General features: G+C 65.2%; 22 protein-coding genes and 1 tRNA gene. 13 read left to right on the forward strand and 10 right to left on the reverse strand.

From position 1 onward, the window contains the following. The first annotated feature begins 2 nt into the window (after positions 1-2). From G6N81_RS06565 to G6N81_RS06575, 3 genes are read left to right on the forward strand one after another with little or no spacing between them, the layout of a single operon-like run. On the forward strand, positions 3-452 hold the full coding sequence (locus G6N81_RS06565) for an FAS1-like dehydratase domain-containing protein (protein ID WP_165134701.1): 450 nt from the start codon (positions 3-5) through the stop codon (positions 450-452). Further along, positions 452-871, forward strand: coding sequence for a MaoC/PaaZ C-terminal domain-containing protein (locus G6N81_RS06570; protein ID WP_165134704.1), 420 nt, complete (start codon positions 452-454; stop codon positions 869-871). The genes G6N81_RS06565 and G6N81_RS06570 overlap by 1 nt, the downstream gene beginning before the upstream one ends. A gap of 26 nt (positions 872-897) precedes the next feature. Then, entirely contained in the window at positions 898-2,016 is a 1,119-nt protein-coding gene (locus G6N81_RS06575; protein ID WP_165137829.1) for a UDP-N-acetylmuramate dehydrogenase, read from the forward strand. A gap of 142 nt (positions 2,017-2,158) precedes the next feature. On the opposite strand, the gene G6N81_RS06580 is transcribed toward G6N81_RS06575, so the two are convergent. The 5 genes from G6N81_RS06580 to G6N81_RS06600 form a co-directional block, all read right to left on the reverse strand. Further along, on the reverse strand, positions 2,159-3,037 hold the full coding sequence (locus G6N81_RS06580) for a DUF4097 family beta strand repeat-containing protein (protein WP_165134707.1): 879 nt from the start codon (positions 3,035-3,037) through the stop codon (positions 2,159-2,161). Further along, positions 3,034-3,729, reverse strand: coding sequence for a response regulator (locus G6N81_RS06585; protein WP_165134710.1), 696 nt, complete (start codon positions 3,727-3,729; stop codon positions 3,034-3,036). The genes G6N81_RS06580 and G6N81_RS06585 overlap by 4 nt, the downstream gene beginning before the upstream one ends. Next, positions 3,717-4,979 carry a sensor histidine kinase gene (locus G6N81_RS06590; protein ID WP_165134713.1) on the reverse strand — a complete coding sequence of 421 codons (1,263 nt, stop codon included), beginning with the start codon at positions 4,977-4,979 and terminating at the stop codon, positions 3,717-3,719. Before G6N81_RS06590 ends, G6N81_RS06585 begins: the two co-directional genes overlap by 13 nt. Before the next feature lie 431 nt (positions 4,980-5,410). Next, positions 5,411-6,256, reverse strand: a complete 846-nt coding sequence (locus tag G6N81_RS06595; protein WP_165134716.1) for a F510_1955 family glycosylhydrolase — start codon at positions 6,254-6,256, stop codon at positions 5,411-5,413. 97 nt (positions 6,257-6,353) lie between these two features. Next, positions 6,354-6,848, reverse strand: a complete 495-nt coding sequence (locus G6N81_RS06600) for a DUF6153 family protein (RefSeq protein WP_165134718.1) — start codon at positions 6,846-6,848, stop codon at positions 6,354-6,356. Positions 6,849-7,030: 182 nt separating this feature from the next. On the opposite strand from G6N81_RS06600, the gene G6N81_RS06605 reads away from it, so the two are divergent. The 7 genes from G6N81_RS06605 to G6N81_RS06635 all read left to right on the forward strand — a co-directional run bounded on the left by G6N81_RS06605 (position 7,031) and on the right by G6N81_RS06635 (position 13,006). Beyond that, the gene (locus tag G6N81_RS06605; RefSeq protein ID WP_165134720.1) at positions 7,031-7,291 is read left to right on the forward strand and encodes a YHS domain-containing protein; all 261 of its coding nucleotides are present in this window, start codon (positions 7,031-7,033) and stop codon (positions 7,289-7,291) included. 73 nt (positions 7,292-7,364) lie between these two features. Further along, a complete protein-coding gene (locus G6N81_RS06610) occupies positions 7,365-9,587 on the forward strand; it encodes a heavy metal translocating P-type ATPase (protein ID WP_165134722.1) in 2,223 nt (740 codons plus the stop codon). A gap of 23 nt (positions 9,588-9,610) precedes the next feature. Continuing rightward, positions 9,611-9,931 (forward strand): metal-sensitive transcriptional regulator, encoded by a 321-nt coding sequence (locus G6N81_RS06615; protein WP_087055979.1) that lies wholly within the window; start codon positions 9,611-9,613, stop codon positions 9,929-9,931. A gap of 188 nt (positions 9,932-10,119) precedes the next feature. Beyond that, positions 10,120-10,278, forward strand: coding sequence for a hypothetical protein (locus G6N81_RS06620; RefSeq protein ID WP_165134724.1), 159 nt, complete (start codon positions 10,120-10,122; stop codon positions 10,276-10,278). 83 nt (positions 10,279-10,361) lie between these two features. Beyond that, complete coding sequence (gene cmtR, locus G6N81_RS06625; RefSeq protein WP_017884926.1) at positions 10,362-10,721, forward strand: Cd(II)/Pb(II)-sensing metalloregulatory transcriptional regulator CmtR; 360 nt, start codon at positions 10,362-10,364, stop codon at positions 10,719-10,721. Continuing rightward, positions 10,679-12,676, forward strand: coding sequence for a heavy metal translocating P-type ATPase (locus G6N81_RS06630; protein WP_241244889.1), 1,998 nt, complete (start codon positions 10,679-10,681; stop codon positions 12,674-12,676). Before cmtR ends, G6N81_RS06630 begins: the two co-directional genes overlap by 43 nt. 12 nt (positions 12,677-12,688) lie before the next feature. Continuing rightward, positions 12,689-13,006: a thioredoxin family protein gene (locus G6N81_RS06635; protein WP_165134726.1), complete on the forward strand. Its 318-nt coding sequence runs from the start codon at positions 12,689-12,691 to the stop codon at positions 13,004-13,006. Here the strand turns inward: G6N81_RS06635 and G6N81_RS06640 are convergent, their stop codons facing one another. From G6N81_RS06640 to G6N81_RS06650, 3 genes are all read right to left on the reverse strand, one after another. Continuing rightward, on the reverse strand, positions 13,007-13,300 hold the full coding sequence (locus G6N81_RS06640) for a hypothetical protein (protein ID WP_165131314.1): 294 nt from the start codon (positions 13,298-13,300) through the stop codon (positions 13,007-13,009). Positions 13,301-13,453: 153 nt separating this feature from the next. Then, complete coding sequence (locus G6N81_RS06645) at positions 13,454-14,146, reverse strand: acyltransferase (protein WP_165134728.1); 693 nt, start codon at positions 14,144-14,146, stop codon at positions 13,454-13,456. A 96-nt stretch (positions 14,147-14,242) separates the two neighbouring features. Continuing rightward, the gene (locus G6N81_RS06650; protein WP_165134730.1) at positions 14,243-15,022 is read right to left on the reverse strand and encodes a siderophore-interacting protein; all 780 of its coding nucleotides are present in this window, start codon (positions 15,020-15,022) and stop codon (positions 14,243-14,245) included. A gap of 124 nt (positions 15,023-15,146) precedes the next feature. Here G6N81_RS06650 and G6N81_RS06655 point away from each other — a divergent pair, with 124 nt between their 5' ends. The 3 genes from G6N81_RS06655 (at position 15,147) to G6N81_RS06665 (ending at position 16,801) form a co-directional block, all read left to right on the forward strand. Then, positions 15,147-15,449: a hypothetical protein gene (locus G6N81_RS06655; RefSeq protein WP_165134732.1), complete on the forward strand. Its 303-nt coding sequence runs from the start codon at positions 15,147-15,149 to the stop codon at positions 15,447-15,449. Between the two features lie 159 nt (positions 15,450-15,608). Next, positions 15,609-16,184, forward strand: a complete 576-nt coding sequence (locus tag G6N81_RS12950) for an HTH domain-containing protein (RefSeq protein WP_165134734.1) — start codon at positions 15,609-15,611, stop codon at positions 16,182-16,184. Then, positions 16,181-16,801 (forward strand): YdeI/OmpD-associated family protein, encoded by a 621-nt coding sequence (locus G6N81_RS06665; protein WP_165134737.1) that lies wholly within the window; start codon positions 16,181-16,183, stop codon positions 16,799-16,801. Before G6N81_RS12950 ends, G6N81_RS06665 begins: the two co-directional genes overlap by 4 nt. Positions 16,802-16,825: 24 nt before the next feature. Here the strand turns inward: G6N81_RS06665 and G6N81_RS06670 are convergent, their stop codons facing one another. Beyond that, positions 16,826-17,647 (reverse strand): ornithine carbamoyltransferase, encoded by an 822-nt coding sequence (locus tag G6N81_RS06670; RefSeq protein WP_241244891.1) that lies wholly within the window; start codon positions 17,645-17,647, stop codon positions 16,826-16,828. A 531-nt stretch (positions 17,648-18,178) separates the two neighbouring features. Next, positions 18,179-18,252, reverse strand: a tRNA-Met gene (locus G6N81_RS06675). Between the last annotated feature and the right edge of the window lies 1 nt (position 18,253).

Genomic DNA, 18,253 nt, shown 5'->3' on the forward strand with positions numbered 1-18,253 from the left:
CCATGGCAGTGGACCCTGATCTCGCGAACCGCGAGTTCCCTCCGACCCCCGCGTACCTCGTTGGTCGCGAGAAGGTGCGCGAGTTCGCCCGCGCCGTTTTCGCAACAGCCCCGCAGCACACCGACGTCGACGCCGCCCGCGCACAGGGTTATAACGACGTCGTCGCGCCGCCCACCTTCGCGATGGTCATCGCCGACCAGACGCTGCAGCAGCTGCTGCACGACGAGTCGACGGGCATCGTCCTCGAACGTGCCCTCCACACCGACCAGTCGTTCCGGTACTCGCGTCCCATCGTGGCCGGCGATGAGCTCACCGGTCAGCTGCGCGTCACACGCGTGCGCCAGATGGGATCCGGCGCAATGGTCGCCAGTGAAACAGACATCACCGACGCATCCGGCGCCCATGTGGTCACGGCGTCGTCAACGCTTCTGATCGGATCGGGGGACGAGTGATGGATCTTTCCAGCCTCGAAAAGGGCCAGGTCGTCGCGCAGACGTCCGTGCACCTCACGCGCGAATCGCTCGTGAAGTACGCGGGTGCCTCCGGTGATTTCAACCCCATCCACTACCGCGATGACGTCGCCGAACGCGTGGGGCTTCCCGGCGTTCTCGCACACGGCATGCTCACGATGGGCCTCGCCTCGTCGCTTGTCGGCGAATGGCTCGGCGACACCGGTCGCATCGAAACGTTCACGGTGCGCTTCACAAAACCGGTCGTTGTCGACGGCGAGGCCGGAGCCGATGTTGATGTGACGGCCACCGTCGGTCTGGTGAAGGACGACGGCTCAGCGCGCATCGACATCGCCGTGCTCCACGGCGAGACGAAGGTTCTGGGCAAAGCGCAGCTCATGATCGGAGCGGAGAAGGCGTGACGATCCCCCTCGGCGAACTCACGACGATGCGGGTGGGCGCTGCACCGGAGCGCATGGTCGACGCCGCAACGCGCGACGAGATCGTCTCGGCGCTGCGAGATGTGTGGTCGTCCGGTGACGCCTGGTTTGTGCTCGGCGGCGGATCGAACCTGCTGGCCGGCGATGAGCCGTTCGACGGAACCGTCATCCGCCTGCTCACGACCGGCTTCGAACCCGTCTCGGGCGCGCCCGAGGGCTTCCAGCGCGTGCGCATCGAAGCGGGGCAGAACTGGGACGCCTTCGTCGCGTGGTCCGTTGAGAGCGGGCTCGCCGGCGTCGAGGCGATGAGCGGAATTCCCGGAACAGCCGGCGCCGCTCCCATCCAGAACGTCGGCGCGTACGGCCAGGAGATCGTCCAGACCCTCATCTCCGTCGACCTGATCGACGAGGACACCCACGAGGTGTCCGAGGTGGCGGCCGCCGATCTCGGTCTCGGGCCGCGAACGTCCGATCTGAAGCATCACTACGGTGAGGCGCCCGCGCGCAGCGCGGTCATCCTCGGCATCACCCTCGACCTCGCACGCGTGGGAACCGCGCCGCGCGAAATCTCCGACGCCCGGTTGCGGCAGGCGCTGGGCCTGGACGGCGCACGTTCCGCCGGAGAAGATGGAACCGGCCGCGCTTCGCTCTCGTGGATTCGCCGTACGGTTCTCGAGATCCGCGGCTCCAAGGGGATGGTTCTGGATCCCTCCGACCCGGATTCGACGAGCGCGGGTTCGTTCTTCAACAACCCGATCATCCCCGAACACGCCGCGCGCGCTCTTCCCTCCGGCTGCCCGCGGTGGCCGATGGAGCCGGTGATCGATCAGGAGCAGATTATTCCGCTCGACAGCTGGGATGGTCAGATCCAGCCGGTCTCGAGCGCCCCGCGCATGGTGAAGGTGAGCGCGGCATGGCTCATCGAGCAGGCGGGGCTTACGAAGGGCTTCGGTCTGCCGGGGTCCCGCGCCACGCTGTCGACGAAACACACTCTCGCGATCACGAACCGTGGCGGCGCAACGGCGGATGAGGTTGCGGCGCTCGCGCGTTTCGTGCGGTCTCGTGTGGCGTCGGAATACGGCATCGAGCTAAACCCCGAACCGGTCTTCGTCGGCGTCGAGCTGTAGCGCTTCACGCGCCGATCGCCTTTCGCTCGCGGGGCACCGGCAAACCGGGCGCCGCTCGCGAACGGCGCCCGCGCAGCCCGGCGCCTTCTCGCGAACGGGGCCCGAGCAAACCGGGCACCGCTCGCGAGAAGGGTACGTGTGGTTATTCGGCGGAAAGGCTCACGCTTCCCGCCGTCACAGTGACGTCGATGCTGTTCGACGCGCCGCGCGAGGAGGTGAGGCCGTTGTCAAACGTCCCGGCAACGCTCTCGTGGCGCACGTTGTACGGAACATCGGGCAGCGTCAGGTCGAAGGAACCGGCGACGACGTCAATATCGACGTCGCGCGGCGCCGTTCCCGTGAGCGCCACCTCGAGCGAGCCGGCAGCCATCTCGAACGTCGCCGACCGCACATCCTCCAGGTCAATCTCTCCGCCACCCGCAGCCATATCGACATTGAGAGAGGCGGCGGCGGCATCGATTCCGATCCAGCCCGCTGCCATTTCGACGGTCACGTCACCATAGGTTCCGCCCACGAGCGTGAGCATGCCTGCGCCGAGATCGGCGGAGAGGTCAACTCGCTCGTTCGCGGCCGGTAGCGTCAGCGTTGCCCACGCCTCCGCCCGTTCCCAGTCCCACCAGTTCCAGCGACCGTTCGGAGACCGCACCTCCAGGACGCCGTTTCCCGTGCGTTCGAGTCTCCAGGCACCGCGATCAGACGCATAGTCGAGCGTTGCCGCATCGACATCGCCGTATTCGACCACGAGAGATCCCGCGCTCATCTCGATGTCGACGCTGCGCACGGATCCGGCGGCCGTCACGCTGCCCGTTTCGGACACGGACTGCGTCCAGGGGCCCGATGTTGCCACCGTGGTGAACGCAACGCCGACACCCGCGAACACGAGCACAATCGCGCCGATGACGGCAACGGCGATCGCCAGGGCCCGCGAGCCGACGCGCGCTGTGTCACTCTGCGGGGCGTCCTGCTGCGGCGGTTGCGGTTGCGGTGCCGCGGGCGGCATGGGTGTTGTGGTGTCGGTCATCGGTTCGTCCCGTTCTGCGATGCGGGGCCGACAGGTCCGGGCTCCGCGGTGTGATCAATGTGGGCGAGGGCCGCGAGGACGCGCCGGTTGCCTCGCTGGTCCTGTTCGAGGTCGAGCTTCTGGAAGATCGACGTGATGTGCTTCTCGACCGCGCCCTCGCTCACGAACAGCAACTTGGAGATCGCGGCATTGGACTTACCCTCAGCGATGAGGGAGAGAACGGTGCGCTCGCGCTCGGTGAGACGCTGCATCTTCTCATCGCGTGATCGCCGCGTGAGCAACTGCGCGACGACCTCCGGATCGAGAACAGTGGCACCCTCGCGGATGCGTTCGATGGATTCGAGGAAATCGGACACATCTGTCACGCGATCCTTCAGGAGGTATCCGACGGCACCGCCTGGCTGGGCGATGAGCTCGGACGCGTAGCGCTCCTCGACGTACTGCGAGAACACGAGAACTGCCAGCGTGGGGTTCTGCTGACGAAGAGCCAGCGCGGCACGGATGCCCTCATCGGTGAACGTCGGAGGCAAGCGCACGTCCACAATCGCCAGATCGGGATCGGTGTCGTCCACCTGGCGCATCACATCGAAGGCATCAGGCAGAGCCGCAACGACCTCGTGTTCGGCGTCTTCGAGGAGCCGGACGAGCCCCTCCCGGAGCAGCACGGAGTCTTCAACGATCAGGATGCGCATGGCACACTCACTTCCAGTGATGTCGGTCCGCCGACGGGGCTGTCGATCCGGGATGTGCCGCCGATCGCGGCGATCCTGTTCTGGATCCCGTCCAGTCCGCCGCCGGGAACGACGTGGGCTCCGCCCATACCGTTATCCTCGACGCGGGCCCAGAGCAGGCCGCCGTCGGGACGGGCACGAACGGTGACGCGCACATCGGTTGCCCGAGAATGCTTGGCGGCGTTCGTCAACGTTTCGGCGATGGCAAAATAGACGGCTGCTTCGGCGTCTCGGCCGCATGCGCCAGACATCCGCACATCGAGGCTGACGGGGATATGGGACCGGCTCGCGACCGCGCTGAGGGCGGCGTCGAGTCCACGGTCATCCAGCACGGAGGCGTGGATCCCGCGCGCCAGCTGACGTAGCTCGGTGATCGCGGCCTTGGTGGAGGTATGAGCCTCGCCGATCAGTTCCTTCGCAGCGGCCGGGTCGCTGTCGATCTTCTGCTGCGCGAGACCGAGTGTCATACCGACAGAGACAAGCCGCGGCTGAACGCCGTCGTGCAGATCGCGCTCGATACGCGTGCGCTCAACTTCGCTGGCGCGGATGGCTCCCTGGCGCTGCTCGCTGGCGTCACGCGCCTGCGCTGCAAGCTGGGTTTCGCGCATCGGGGCGATGATGACGCGGGCGAGCACGCCATGCAGCATCGCGATGCCGAGAAGGAGGCCAAGTGCGACGAGGGCGATGAGGGGCCCGCCGATCGCCGCCCACAGGGCATTGAACTGGAACCAGCCGATCGACACGTTCCCGTCGGGCATATAGAGCGGCGCGAACGCACCGGTCAGACCGGCAACAGCCAGTCCGGCCAGCGCGAATGCCACCCAGCCGAGAAGCGTCGCGATGGCGAGGTGTGCAAGAGCACGCCACATTCCGCCATCGATGAACTGCAACCAGACGGTGTGGAGGAAACCGACGAAGCCGCGCTTGGGTGAGCGTCGTGGACGGAGCATCGTCAACCCGAAGCCATACAGCCCTTCCACACGGGCCGTTTCGAGGAACGCCGCGGCGTAGAGGAAGTAGACGAGGCCGAACAGAACGATCGCGCCGAGGCCGGCGAGAAGGAGCCCGCCAAGGCCGAGGCCGAGGAGCGTCGCGGCAACAGAAAAGACGAAGACACCCCAGAAGCCGAGGACGACAAGGTGCGCAACGGCCCCGAGGAGTTTGAGTGGCGTGTGCATACGAGGTGCTGCGCCGAGGTCGTGTGAGGTCATGTCCACAACGCTATGAACTCACACTCGTGAGCACAGCGGGGACCACCACCCGGAAGTCGTCGGGGTTTCCCCACCCCTTTCGAAGCCCAGGACCTGCCGGTTAAGCCGATCACCGATATCGCTGGCACGGGAATGAGGGCGCCAACGTCGACGTGGTGGGGGAAGCGTCCGTTCGTTATGTGGAACCGTCGATGTCGTTACAGACGGGGACAGCGAGATGTCAGCAAGAGGCCGGAGGTGCCGCAATGAATCCGTGGGTCTCCCGTCTGGGTGTAGGTGGGGGGTCATTGGAACATCGCCCCGATAGCGAGGTAACTCGCGATCGCCACGACTATGAGGGCGATCGTCGCGGCGGTGATGAAGATCACCGGGGTGCTAAGAGGATTCTTTCGCTGTTTCATGATGCCTCGCTCCGAAGAGTAAAGCGTTGCCTACCGTGCGGGGCTGAGGACGGTGGTGTCATCTGCGATGATGTCGACGATGCCTCGATCGTCGACGAGAACGATTCGTTCATCGCCGATCGCGGCGAAGGCCTGAACAGCACCGTCGACGGCCTCGAGGCGTTGCCAGGTCTGGTCGGCGTCTTGTTCCCACAGAGCGCCGTCCGTGCCGACGCCGACGAGGACGCCGTCCGGGCGGGCGTCGAGCATGTATAACAGTGGCGCGCCCTCGACGGGGACGAATGTCATACCGTGGTCGTCGCTGCGCAGGAGTCCTTCTTCGGCTGCGGCGTAGATGCCGTTGTCCGTGGCGACGAGATCTGCCGCTCCGATCGATGCTCCTGCTGTCCATTCGTGGCCGCCGTCGGTGCTGATGAGGAGCTCGATGTCGCTGGACGCGATTCCGTAGAGGGTGCCGTCGGGGCCGGCGGTGAGGACGTGGAAATCGGTGCTGCCGTTGAGCGCGACGGGTGACCAGGTCTGGCCGTAGTCGTCACTTTGGATGATGCCGAGGTTGGGGGCGCCGAGTTCTGCGGCGGTTTTGGGGCCGGGGTGCCCGGAAGCGAACAAGGTGTCTTCGGCGATGGTGAATCCCATCGCGTCGAAGTCGTGGCCGCCAATGGGGCCGGAGACCTCCCCGTCCGGGGTGACGGCGTAGATGCCGTTGTGGGTGGCGACGAGCAGGTCAGTGCCGCGGGGGTCTTCGGCGATGCCGTGGACATGTTCGATACGGGGTGTGGCAGCGTCGGGTTCGGTGGTTGGGGTGTTGGAGCAGCCGGTGAGAACGAGAGCGAGGCTGAACACGCCAGCACCGAGGGCAAGGGGAAGCTTCTTCATGAGTAAATCCTTCGAATGAGTAGATATGAGGGGTCGTGGACACAGCGCCGCGCAGAGGGCGACGCCGGGGTGTCGGCAAGATGCCGACGATGACCGATCAGGTTCGACTAATCGAAAGGAATATGAGTGAGGGTGTGCGCGGCAGGATGCTCACAGCCCGCAACCGCAAAGACGACGCCAGCGCCCGCAGGGGCGGGCCGAGATGCTCCAGAAGCATCGGGCGAACCAGCAGAAGAAGTGCTGCAAGCAATGCGAGGACGCACGCGGTGACCATGTCCGAATGGCTTTGCCCGGTTCCCATCAGACAGGTGTCATCACACGCGATAGCGCCGCTGATGTCAGAGGTGGCCGCTATCGGGGTGGAGTGCTCGGGGGCTGTTGACGCTGTCGCGGAATGGTGGGCGTCGTGGCCTGCCACGTCGGCGCTGAAGGTGTGCATGCCAAGCAGCCCCACGATGATCATGAGTGCGGCACCGGCGATCAGCAACAGGGCACGCAACGATAGCTGCTGACGCGCGATGCGTAGCGTGATCTGCATATGCTCGGCCCTCCGTTCCTTCTCCCGCGCTAACACCACCAACTTCACGAACACCCTGGGGAGATGCCCACCGCCGACGGTTGAGTGATGGGTCTAACACAATGAGCGGATCTCACTCACCAAACCGTCACGCGATGATGGTGAAGCCTGTTCCGCTCACTCTACAGGAATACCCTCAGGGGGTATATGGTTGTGCGTGTCAGAGTCGAGCCGCAAGCCTGAAAGAGGAAAACAATATGTCCGATTCCCCCGCTGGATCCTGCTGCAGCCACAACAGCCACGTGGCGGTCGCGGCCGATGGGCGCAAGGATCTGCTCGCCCCATCCGCGGACGAGCTCGCTGAATGCCCGGTGATGGTCGGCAGCACCGTCGTCAAAGCAGACGCAGAAGCCGCGGGCCTGTTCCGTGACTACGAGGGCGCCCGCTACTACTTCTGCTGCGCAGCATGCGGCCCCCGCTTCGACGCGGACCCCGCCAAGTACGTTGCCGCCACCTGAACACGCACCACCCCCGCGGTACTCGCTACCAAACACCCCTGTTTAGCGTCACTATTTCGAGGAGGATCGATCCATGAGTAACTCGCACCACGACGGCGTTGAACACACCGACGGACATCACAAGTCCTACACACCCGCGGAGCACGAGTCCCATCATGAGATGGCGCATCATGCCCATACGGATGTGGCCGATGCCGCGACATCGGGCTCCTCGCACCATACACATCCCGACACGATGTCTCACGGTGCGCACGGCACCGATGGAGGGCACGACACTCACGGGGCCCACGAGGGGCACGGTGGTCATGCGGGGCACGGCGACCATGTCGGGCAGTTCCGCCGGTTGTTCTGGATCATGCTCGTCCTGGCGGTCCCGACCGTTGCGCTGTCGGGCATGTTCTCGATGATCCTCGGCTATTCTCTCCCGGACATCTCCGGGATCATGTGGGTGTCTCCGGTGCTGGGAACGGTGATGTATGTCTGGGGCGGGAAACCGTTCCTCGTCGGCGCCGTCAGCGAGATCCGCTCCCGAAAGCCCGGGATGATGCTCCTCATCAGCCTCGCAATCACGGTCGCATTCCTCGCATCGTGGGGTGCGACCCTAGGGATGTTGCATCACGAGCTCGACTTCTGGTGGGAGCTGGCGCTCCTCATCGTCATCATGCTGCTCGGTCACTGGATCGAGATGCGCTCCCTCGCCCAGACCACCTCCGCCCTCGACTCTCTGGCCGCTCTCCTCCCGGATGAGGCGGAACGGGTCGAGAATGGCGAGGTCGTTGTCGTCTCACCCGCCGACCTTGTCGTCGGCGATGTTGTCGTCGTTCGGCCTGGAGGCAGCGTCCCCGCGGATGGGCGCATTGTCGATGGACGCGCGTCGATGGACGAGTCCATGGTCACCGGTGAATCTCGCACGGTCACCCGCGGCAGCGGTGATCCGGTCACAGCGGGCACTGTCGCCACCGATTCGGGATTGCGTGTTGAGATCACTGCGATCGGTGATGACACCACCCTCGCCGGCATCCAACGCCTGGTGACCGAAGCGCAGAGCTCCTCGTCCCGCGCCCAGCGACTCGCCGACACCGCCGCCGGATGGCTGTTCTGGTTCGCACTCGGATCTGCGGCCATCACCGCGCTCGTATGGACCCTGGTGGGATTCCCGGATGCCGCCGTCATCCGCACGATCACCGTCTTGGTGATCGCTTGCCCCCACGCGCTCGGTCTGGCCATCCCGCTAGTCGTGTCGATCGCGACCGAGCGGGCCGCGCGCGGTGGCGTCCTCGTCAAGGACCGGCTGGCGTTGGAGAGCATGCGCACTGTCGACACTGTGTTGTTCGACAAGACCGGAACTCTCACGAAAGGCGAGCCTGTCGTCTCCGAAGTATCGATCACCGACGGGGGCGACGCGGATCAGGTGCTTGCGCTGGCGGCCGCCGCGGAAGTCGACAGTGAGCATCCCCTGGCGAAGGCGATTGTCCGTGCCGCTGCCGAGAAGAAGCTCACGGTGCCCGGAAGTCGCGACTTCACCTCATCTCCCGCGGTTGGCGTCACTGCAACCGTCGACGGGTCGACCATCCGCGTCGGTGGACCGCACCTTCTCACGGAGGAAGGCGCAGACGAACTCCCCATTGCCGACGCCTGGCGCACGGACGGCGCCATCATCCTCCACGTCATTCAAGACGGGCGTGTGATTGGTGCGTTGAAGCTCGCCGATGAGGTGCGTTCGGAGTCGCGCGAAGCGGTCGATGCGCTCCACGTCCTCGGCGTGCAAGTGGTCATGATCACCGGAGACGCAGAGGCCGTCGCACATGCCGTCGCTCAAGATCTCGGCATCGACCGGGTCTTCGCCGGGGTCCGTCCAGAAGACAAGGCCGCGAAGGTCCAGGAGCTTCAGCGAGAAGGTCGGAAAGTCGCGATGGTCGGCGACGGTGTTAATGACGCGCCCGCACTCGCCCAAGCCGACGTCGGGCTCGCAATCGGCGCGGGCACGGATGTCGCGATCGCCTCGGCCGGCGTCATCCTCGCCAGCGACGACCCCCGCTCCGTGCTCTCGGTAATCAAACTGTCCCGCGCCGCGTACCGAAAGATGAAACAGAACCTCTGGTGGGCTGCGGGCTATAACCTCATCTCCGTCCCCCTCGCAGCCGGTGCCCTCGCCCCTATCGGGTTCGTGCTGCCGATGTCGGTCGGCGCCGTCCTCATGTCGCTGTCCACGATCGTCGTCGCGCTCAACGCGCAGCTGTTGCGGCGCCTGGACCTTCGTCCTGAGACCACGACTCGCGCCATCCTCGACCGATGACCATGACGAATCAGGAGAAGACGATGACCGACGTCATTAAACCTGCAGCTTCGTGTGACCACGGCGAGCACGGCTACATCACCGACAAAGCCCGCTACCTCGCCCGACTCAAACGCATCGAAGGCCAAGCACGTGGCGTGCACCGCATGGTCGAAGACGAGCAATACTGCATCGATATCCTCACCCAGATCTCCGCACTCACCAGCGCCCTGCAAGGCGTCGCCATCGGACTCCTCGAAGACCACCTCCGCCACTGCGTCGCAGACGCCGTCCGCGCAGGCGGGGACACTGCCGAAGAGAAAATACGAGAGGCATCTCAAGCCATCGGCCGCCTCGTCCGGTGAGGTGAGAGCCGCGGAATCACGCGGAGGTTGTGATCGACGCTCTGACTGCCTGTTTCACGAAAGGTCACAACGTCTGCGGCGTTCATACATGCGCGCGTCCGCAGTGCCAAACGCCGCCTCGTTGAGCTGCGACCTATTCACAGCCGCCCCGAGTCGGGAAACATCGTGATTGGCGCAGGCTGACTGTCATGCATCTTCCTCTCCGCGCACAAGGCACGACGCTTACCGAAGAGCAGGCGAAAATGCTCGAAGACGAGTTCTTCCGCTCGAACCCGCCGGGATGCCAGACGCTGACGCATCGAGGCGCAACTGTGGGTCGCGATCTCGCTGCCGAGCCGCATCGTTGAATCGCGTGTTCAGCAGATATCGGGTGCTGTGTCGCTTGGCGGTGGAGCACTGATTGATCAGTCAGTGCTGTATAGTTCAGCGTGTGCTGACTATTGCTTCACGCCTCGACGTCATGAACCGGCTCGGCCGTGCCATGGCGGATCCGACACGTTCCCGGATCCTGATGACGTTGCTCGATGGTCCGAGCTACCCGGCCGTGCTCTCGCGCGAGTTGGAGCTGACGCGCTCGAACGTGTCTAACCATCTCACCTGCCTGCGCGACTGCGGGGTCGTGGTCGCTGAGCCTGAGGGTCGCCAGACTCGCTACGAGATCGCAGATCCGCACCTTGCTGCTGCGCTCGTTTCCCTCGTGGACGTGACGCTGGCTGTCGATGAGCACGCACCTTGCGTGGACTCAGCATGCACGGTACCTTGCTGCTGCGGGACGGGGGCGGACGCGTGAGCGCGGCGTGTGGCTGCGAACACGAGCCTGCTACTGCGGCGGATGATGAGAATGAAGAGGTGGGGCGACCCTGGTGGAAGGACCGCGGCATCATGGTGCCGGTCTTTTCAGGTGTCGCATTCCTCACCGGTCTAATCCTTGAATGGTCCGGCCTCGAGATCCCGGCGCTCGTGCTGTTCTGGGCCGGCCTGTTGCTGGGCGCGTCGACGTTCACTCCTGGCGCGATCCGGAAGCTGTTAAAGGGCAAGCTCGGGATCGGGCTGCTGATGACGATCAGCGCGATCGGCGCGGTCATTCTCGGTTACGTCGAGGAGGCCGCAGCGTTGGCCTTCCTATACTCAATCGCAGAGGCCCTCGAGGACAAGGCGATGGACCGCGCCCGGGGAGGGCTGCGGGCGCTGCTGAAGCTGGTGCCGGAGACGGCGACAGTGCTGCGCGACGGGGTGTCCGTGCAGGTTCAGGCGAAGGAGCTGACGGTCGGCCAGGTCATGGTGGTCCGACCGGGCGAGCGGATCGCGACCGACGGGATCGTCCGTGCGGGGCGCTCCAGCTTGGACACCTCGGCGATCACCGGGGAATCGATCCCGGTCGAGGTCGAGCCCGGCGATGCGGTGTCGGCCGGCGCGATCAACAGCGCCGGCGCACTGGAGGTCGAAACGACCGCGGCGGGTACCGACAACTCGCTAACCACGATCGTCGAACTGGTGGAGCAGGCGCAGACGGAGAAGGGCGAGCGTGCTCGTCTCGCGGACCGGATCGCTCGCCCGCTGGTGCCCGGTGTGCTGATCCTCGCCGCCCTCGTCGCGATCCTCGGATCGCTGCTGGGCGACCCGGAGATGTGGATCACCCGCGCACTCGTCGTGCTAGTCGCAGCCTCACCCTGTGCGCTGGCGATCTCTGTTCCGCTGACGGTCGTCGCCGCGATCGGCGCGGCGAGCAAGTTCGGCGTGATCATCAAATCCGGAGCCGTCTTCGAGCGCTTCGGCACGGTCCGGCATGTAGCCGTCGACAAGACCGGCACCCTCACCTGCAACGAGCCCGCGGTCACCGCCGTCCTCACCGCGAACAGCGTGACCGAAACACAGGCGCTGGCCTGGGCGGCGGCGCTGGAACAGCACAGCACGCATCCCCTCGCCTCCGCTATCACCGCTGCGACTCCGGGCATTGCGGCAGCTGTAGACGTGACCGAGAAGGCCGGGCACGGCATCGAAGGCACCGTCGACGGGTCGAGAATCACCGTCGGCAGCCCCCGCTGGCTCGACGCCGGGGAGCTCGGAGACCGGGTCGCGGGTCTCGAGGAACAGGGCATGACCGTCGTGATCGTCCACCGGGACGGATTCCCGGTCGCGGCGATCGGTGTCCGCGACGAACTGCGCCCCGAAGTTCCCGAAGCCGTCCGCACGCTCGCGGATCAGGGCATCGACATGACCATGCTCACCGGGGACAACGCCCGCACCGCACGCGCCCTCGCCGCACAGGCTGGCATCAAGGATGTGCGTGCGGAGCTGCGTCCCGAGGACAAGGCAGCGGCAATCGGTGAGCTGTCGAAGGCGGGATCGGTCGCGATGATTGGCGACGGCATCAACGACGCCCCGGCCCTCGCCTCCGCGGACATCGGCATCGCGATGGGAGCGACCGGTTCCGACGCAGCGATCGAGTCCGCCGATGTCGCGTTCACGGGCCACGACCTGCGCCTCATTCCGCGGGCGTTCGACCACGCCCGCCGGTGTCGGCGGATCATCAACCAGAACATCTTCCTGTCGTTGCTGATCATCACCGCGTTGCTCCCACTCGCGCTGTTCGGAGTCCTGGGGCTGGCCGCCGTCGTCCTGGTCCACGAGATCGCTGAGGTCATCGTGATCCTTAACGGCCTGCGCGCCGCGCGCGCCAAGTCGCCCGCGCTGTCGTCGGTAACGCCTTCTTCACCTGTCGCGGTCCACGCGGGTCGGAACTGAGAGGAGTTGGTCATGGAGATTACGTTGCAATACTTCGACGGGTGCCCGAACTGGGAGATACTCGATAGTCGGCTTGCTGGGCTGCTCGACGGCCGATCAGATGTCCGCGTCACACGTCAGTTGGTCGAGACCCCGGAGGACGCTGTGCGACTCGGGTTCCACGGGTCACCGACCGTTCTCGTCGACGGGGTCGATCCCTTCGCAGACGAGCACGCGCCGGTCGGGCTCGCCTGCCGGGTGTTTAGTACCCCTGCCGGGCTGGGAGGGTCTCCGACCGTCGAGCAGTTGCGCGAGGCGATTTCCGGGCGAGCGCTGACGGGTGATGCTTGATCAGGCGCGGGTGGAACGAAGAGCCGGGTAATCGGACCACTCACCGCCGGCGAGACGTGACCATGAGGCAGCGGACGCCGTCGTGATGCCGAGGAGGTCCGAGACGATGTCGGCATCGGACAGGAACCTGCGGGCCATCTGCCATCGGTGGTCGGAGGCATAGCCGAGGCTGAGCACGTGATAGTGCACCTCGCCGTTCGCCCAGCCCTCGGGCGCAACGCCATGCAGCCCCTCCGATGTCAGAAGTGGCGTCAGTCCCGTGCGCGGGTCCTGGTTCTGACGCAACCGTCGCACGTGCTCGTCGACGCTGAGCTAAGCCGGAGCCTCACCGCCGAGCAGAAAGGACATCTCAACCGCATCGGCGTGGGCGCGAAGACTCGGCTCGCCGGCCGGTGAATCGACGTACCGTCCACTGTCGGTTCCATCCGCGGCGCGGGCGCCGGGCTGCTAGCACGCATCGATCAGCTGTTCCCGCTGCCTCTTCGCACGAGCCGAGAACTCGGCGAGGCGGGAGGCGAGCTCCGCATGAGCCGTTTTTCGTCTCGTTTTCGCGTGCCGGCGATCGCGAACGAACCGCGCGGGATTCCCGGCAACGATCCCCCACTCGGGGACGTCCTTTGTGACAACGGCCCCCGCACCGATGACCGCATGGCTGCCGATTGTGATCCCGTCGACGATGGTGACGTTGGATCCGATCCAGACGTCGTCCCCCACCGTGATCCCGACCTCTGTCCCCGCCTGCTTGTACACGGGGCGATCGGGCGCCATCGAGTGGTTGAAGCCGAGGATCGAGGTGTGCGCGCCGATGCGCACGCCCTCTCCGAGCCTCACCGTTCCGCGCACAACCGTGAAGACGTTGATTGTGCAGTCGGGCCCTGTCTCGATCGTGCCCGTCAGATAGGCGTGGGCGCCAACGTAGCTCCCGTCTCCGAGCACCAGGCGGGTCGGTTGCACCATCGCCAGATCGGAGAGAAAACACTGGTCCCCTATCGCACCCTCGGCACGCTGCAGGATTTCGGCCTGGCGGGCGATCTGGCGCTCACGCTGCTCCGGGGTTGCCTCAGACCTAAAAAGCCACGCGTTATAGTCCAGCAGCTTCGCATCGTCCGGTGGGGTCGTCGTTGACGCCGAGAGATTCATGGCCTCATTCTGTGCGTGACGGACACACCCCCGTCAAACCATGCATACGCATCCTTCCGTAAGCATCTTTGCCCGGGAGACCAGCATGTCCGTCCCTTACGGAAGGATCTGCCCGATCGGTTCACGCTTCTCCGCCTGGAACCGGTCTTCGTTGCGCCCCCGGGCCCAGTAGCCGGACAGCGATACCTGTGAACGCTCAAGAGCTCGCTCGTCGAGGAGCACGCGGCGCAGCGCCTTCATGGATTCACGCTCGCCGTGGGCGAAAACCTCAACGCAGCCATCGCGCCACTCCAGGTCACGCACGGCATCGGCCAGGAACTCGGGTTCGTGTGCGACATCGATCAGCCATCGCACCTCGACACCGGCGGGCGCATCAAGCTCGAGAAAAGCGTCGTCTGCCTCGGCCTCGATCAGCACGACGCCCGTGGCGTCGGAGGGCAGCGCTTCGAGGCTCGCGGCAATGGCCGGAACGGCCGAGAGATCGCCGGCGTAGAGATACCAGTCGGCCTCGGGATCGGGACGGAACCCGCCACCCGGACCCATAAACGTCACCACGGCACCCGGGCGCACGGACGCCGCCCACGGGCCCGCGATGCCCTCATCGCCATGCACGACGAAATCAACGTCGAGAGTCTGCGCGATGTGGTCGACGGCACGCACCGTGTAGGTGCGTGTGACGGGGTGCGACTCGGGAGCCGGAGTGGTGAACTTCAGCTTGATGTACTTATCCGTCTCGAGGCGATCGGAGAACTTCGCGAACTCCGGCCCGCCCAGGCGCACACGCACCAGGTGCGGCGTGAGCCGCACGGTCTGAACGACGGTCAGGTCGATCGTGGGCCGCGGAGGGCGAGGTGTGGTCTGAGAAGAAAGTGCCATCGCCTCCACGCTACCGTCACTGGCGCAACCCGGGGCCGGACAACGACAATGGCCGTCGGGCGCAGGGCTCGTGCACCTTTGCCGTTCCCCCCTACCCTCGTCGCATGAAACTGAAGGGCACGCCGTGCGGTGGTCCGAGTACGTTTCGCTCGACGAGGAGTTGGCAACGCTCGACTGGTGGTGGGACGTCGTTGACCGCGCGGCACCTGATCACCCGGAGATTCGCGACATCACTCCCTGCATGGGCGAGCTGGACGCAGTAACGGCAGAGGCCCTCCGAGACGTCATGGATGACGTTGAGCTCAGTGCGCTGCGGTGGAAGGGCTATTCAGAAAACCCGTCCACGACGTTGATGGTGCCCTGGCTGAGCGCGGATGAGCACACGGCCGGGCGGTCACGTCCGAGACCGCGAGAGCATGAGGCATGACCGACGTACGCAATATCCACACGGCAGGCTCAGGTTGATCACCTTGTCGACACGGACCGGGTGCAGCAGGGCCAATCCTCAGACGACGTTCGCGCCCCAATCGTGACCGACGAAGCATTCTGGACACCGGGTGTCCTCGATCTTCGGCAAGCTGAGGTCATGCGAACTGATTCCACGGGCCAGGCGCTGCAGTTGTTGTCGCTTCTGCAGACCCACCGCATCTGGCCCTGCGCAGAACTTGCAGCGCGGCTCGGAGTGACCGAACGAACGGTGCGCCGAGACCTCGACCGCCTTCGCGAGCTCGGCTACCCGATCGATTCGATCTCGGGAAGGTACGGCGGTTACCGGCGACATCAGGGCGAGAGCAGCAGACGGCATGTCGAGCCGCATCAGCTCGGCAGCCATTTTGCGCCCCGCACGATTCCCGGTGGAGACGCGGCCGGTTTCGTCGCGAGCTCGGTCGGCCTCACTGCCCGTGACCACAACGCGACGCTCATCATTCACAAACCTTTCGCCGAGGTTGAGGGCGTCCTCCGGTGGGCTGACCACGCTCTGAGGGAGGAACACACAGAACACTGCGTCGTCCAGATCCGCAGCGAAGACCTCGGACGGCTCGCGATGACCGTGGCCGAGATAGCGCTCACCGCCCCTGTGTCTGTCCTCGAGCCGGACGAGCTCGCGAGCGCCGTTGGGCGACTCACCGCTCACCTCGTAGATCGGGAGCGACTCTCGTGACCGCTTCGGATGCGACCCCCGCAGCCTCGGATCATCCCCCGACGTGGAAATTCGACTACCCGATCTTCCATGCCGAGACCCGGGCCGAGTGGCGGACATGGCTGTTAGACAACCACACGACTTTTCGCGGCGTGTGGTTGTGTTCCTGGCGCACCGCCACGGGCCGCGCGCGCTGTCCGTACCCCGAGGCCGTCGAGGAAGCCATATGCTTCGGATGGATCGATTCCACGATCGCCGTCCTCGACGAGGAACGTAACCTTCAGTTGTTCACGCCGCGCAGACCGAAGAGTTCCTGGACCCGACTCAACCGCACCCGAGCGGCGGCCATGGAAGAGCGTGGGCTCATGGTCGACGCGGGCCGTAACGCCATCGCCGCAGCAAAGTCCACCGGATGGTGGACGATCTTGGATCAGGTCGAAGATCTCGAGGAGCCACCACAACTGAAAGCGGCACTCGATCGGAATCCGCTGGCACGAAGCAACTGGGATGGTTTTCCTCCCAGCGCGCGCAAACAGATGCTGTGGTGGATCGTCACGGCAGCTCGAGATGTGACGCGGTCGCGTCGAATTGCCCACGTCGTCGCCGAAGCCGCCGCCGGCCGACGGGCCCAGGGCTGAGCGCGGCCGACAGGTGCTCCGTCATCACGCAAGTCCGAGGCAGAAGGCCATGACCGCCTGTTGCACAGGCAGAAGAGACCTCTTGAAAGCGTGGCCGACGAAGGCGGGGTGCTCCAGCGCATCTGCGCTCACCTCTCGGCCGCGAATGAAGGGCGGGCAAGGATTGAGGCGCGCGCCCGCTGGGGCCGTATCGAGAAGAGCCGCGGTAATCCGGTACGACGCGAGAACATCGCTGTGCGGGCCCGGTCCGTCGGCGAGGATCACATCGGCGGACCGGATCGCCGTCTCGAGGTCATCAGTCCACCGGGCGCCCGGCGTTCGGACCTCGCCCGGACAGCACTGAACCATATCGAGCTGGAGCACGCGAACGGCTTCGTGCCACGCCCGCGCGATGTTGCCGTCGGCTCCGACGAACAGAAATCGCATCGACGCTAGGTCGGCGTGGAGCCGGAGCGACCAGAGATCGGAGAGCACTTCGCAGGGGTGGTTCTCGTCGGTCATGGCGTTCACAATCGGAAGGACACCTGCTGCGTCCAAGCCGTCCACAACGGCGAGGTCGCGGTGTCGGGCGACAACGACGTCCGCCCACGCGTGAAGGTAGCCCGTAACATCGCCGAGAGCCTCGGTCTTATCGAGCGTCGAGTCGGGAAGCACGATCGGCTGGAGCCCCATGAGCGAGGCCCCGCGTTCGAAGGTGACCCGGGTTCGCAGGCTCGTCGAGGGAAAGAACATGACGGCGCACCCTGACGTCACCGCCCCACGACCAGCGTCGTAGTCGTCAGCGAGGGCGAAAACCTGCTCGATGTCGGCAGGAGTCCAGTCGTCGAGTCTGATGAGAGAACGCACTCCGCCACGGTAGAAGACGAACGGCGTATCCGTGGGCCGTTCTTCGAAAGAACGCCGATAGCCACTGTTTCAGCGGCGCGCGACGTCGTAGGTCACGCGCACGAGCCCGTCGTTGCCCGTTGAGTGGTGGCCTCGGAGGGTGAGCAGAACGTCGCGATCGAGGTCGCCGAACAGGTGATGTCCCCTTCATGTTTGACGGGAGCAGGGAAATCAACCAGGGAAAGATATGCCTAGGAACAGGAGAACTCCATGGCACACCGAGATGCACTCACGACGGCGGGCGTTAAAACTCGACAGAGCCTGGGCGAGGTTCGGCTTCGCGCAGGACTGTGGTTTCCAGGCATTCGTCCATGCCATCGCCTCCGAGTTCCCGCCCGTTGTCGGACTGCCTGTATCCACCCCCCGACGCGGCCGACCAGTCGAACTCGGCATCCGCGAAGCAATGTCAGACGCAGGCGATACGAGACGCCGATGAAAATGAAAAAGCCCCTCGATTTCCGCGTGATTCCGGGAAATTCGAGGGGCTATCTGTAGCGGAGGCGGGACTCGAACCCGCGACCTCACGATTATGAGTCGTGCGCTCTCACCATCTGAGCTACTCCGCCG

Origin of the sequence: Microbacterium amylolyticum (assembly GCF_011046975.1) — a bacterium.
Taxonomy (GTDB): Bacteria; Actinomycetota; Actinomycetes; order Actinomycetales; family Microbacteriaceae; genus Microbacterium; species Microbacterium amylolyticum.